The 1647-nt window shown below is 65.0% G+C and carries 1 protein-coding gene; it reads right to left on the bottom strand.

Translation table 11 applies throughout. From position 1 onward, the window contains the following. Window positions 1–122: 122 nt before the first annotated feature. Entirely contained in the window at window positions 123–1547 is a 1425-nt protein-coding gene (locus U5A57_RS41185; RefSeq protein WP_321918067.1) for an ISNCY family transposase, read from the bottom strand. Between the last annotated feature and the right edge of the window lie 100 nt (window positions 1548–1647).

Here is a 1647-nt window from a genome sequence, read left to right on the forward strand (position 1 = left end):
TGTCATGGCCAGATACAGATGTCGTACGGCCAGCCATTTACAGATGTCGTATCTCTTTCATGGTTCTGTTCGCCCGTATTGTTGAAGAACATGGGTTGAAGCAGCAGGGCGCCTGTGTTCATTCAGCGAGCCCTGGCAGACCGACGGCCAGACTTTGAATCTGGCTTTGCCGCCCGTGCCAGCTTCACGATCACCGCGTCCATGTCCGCCTGCGTGAATTCGCGCGTCTTCTTCGTGCCCGGCACCCGTTCAGCCCGGCGTACCTCGACGCCACGGTTCGTGCGCGAAGGCGAGCCCGAAGCCCGCCGGTCATCGCGCTGCGCCTGCAGGGCCTGCGCCACCGCGAGCGCGTGCGCCAGCCGCTTGTGCTCGATCACCGCACCCTGGTCCACCTCAGTGAGGCGGTCATACTCGCGGTACGGCAGCGGCTGGCCGTCAGCACGGATCTCGATGCGTCCGTCCGGGTACTCCCACACCTCGATGTAACGGTGCACCAGCTTGCGGTTCTGCGGCGTATCGTCGAGCAGGTACATCACGCGGTCGTACTGCACCGTCAGCGCATTTGTCACCCGCCGCGTCTCGCGCCAGGTCATCAGCAGATCGAGATTCTCGTCGGCGCGCAGCGGCCGGTGGGCGTCGAAGCCGCTCTTCGGTGGCTTCGCAAAGCGGGCGTTGTAGCTCGCCATGAAGGAGGGCGCCCAGGCATTCGCTTCAGCCAGCGTGCTGATGCCGCGCAGCCGCATCTCCTTCACCAGACGGTCCTGCAACGTCAGGTGCGCACGCTCCACGCGGCCCTTGGCCGGGCTGGAGTTCGCGCAGAACGTGTCAATGTTCAGCTCGTACATCGCGCGCCCGAAGTGCGTCACGCTGCGCCCGGTCTTGCCGGCGCTGACACTGCGAAACACGCTGGCGCGGTCGCTGTACAGCGCCACCGGCTTGCCGTGACGCTCCAGGTACGCACGCGTGGCCTCGAAATAGCTGAAGGTCGACTCCGTGGCCGTGAAGTGCAGGTGCATCAGGCGGCTCGTCGCGTCGTCCACGTACACCAGCAGCGTGCAGGCCGGCGCGCGCTCCTCGAACCAGCGATGGTCGCTGCCGTCGATCTGGATCAGTTCGCCCAGGCACGCGCGGCGCGCACGGGGCTGGTAGACCTTCGGCGGACGCTGCGCACGTGGAATCCATAGCCCGGCGTCTGCCATCAGCTTCCTGACCGTTTCCTTCGCGAGCCGGATGCCATGACATTCAGCGAGCTTCTCGCACGCCAGCGTCGGGCCAAAATCGGCGTAGCGCTCGCGGATCAGTGCCAGCGCGCGCAACGCCAGGCCTTCGTCGAGCTTCCGGTTGCCTGGCCGTCCGCGTCGGCCCGAAGCCACGCCCGCGGGTCCGTGTTCGCGATAGCGGATCACCAGTCGCTCAACCTGGCGCACGCTCAGACCCAGCCGTTCGGCGGCACGCCCGGGCTTCAAACCCGTCTCGGCCACCGCCTGGATCACCTTGAGTCGGTCAAGCTCTCGCATCGTCAGTGTCACCAGTTCGCCTGGTCGCATGGCTGGCTCCGCAGTTCGCACGAGCCGGTTAGCATGCCAGTGGTCAAAAACACGACATCTGTAAATAGCCAGAACACGACATTAGGATATAGCTCCTACA

It is taken from the genome of Paraburkholderia sp. J11-2 (assembly GCF_905220185.1).
Taxonomy (GTDB): domain Bacteria; phylum Pseudomonadota; class Gammaproteobacteria; order Burkholderiales; family Burkholderiaceae; genus Paraburkholderia.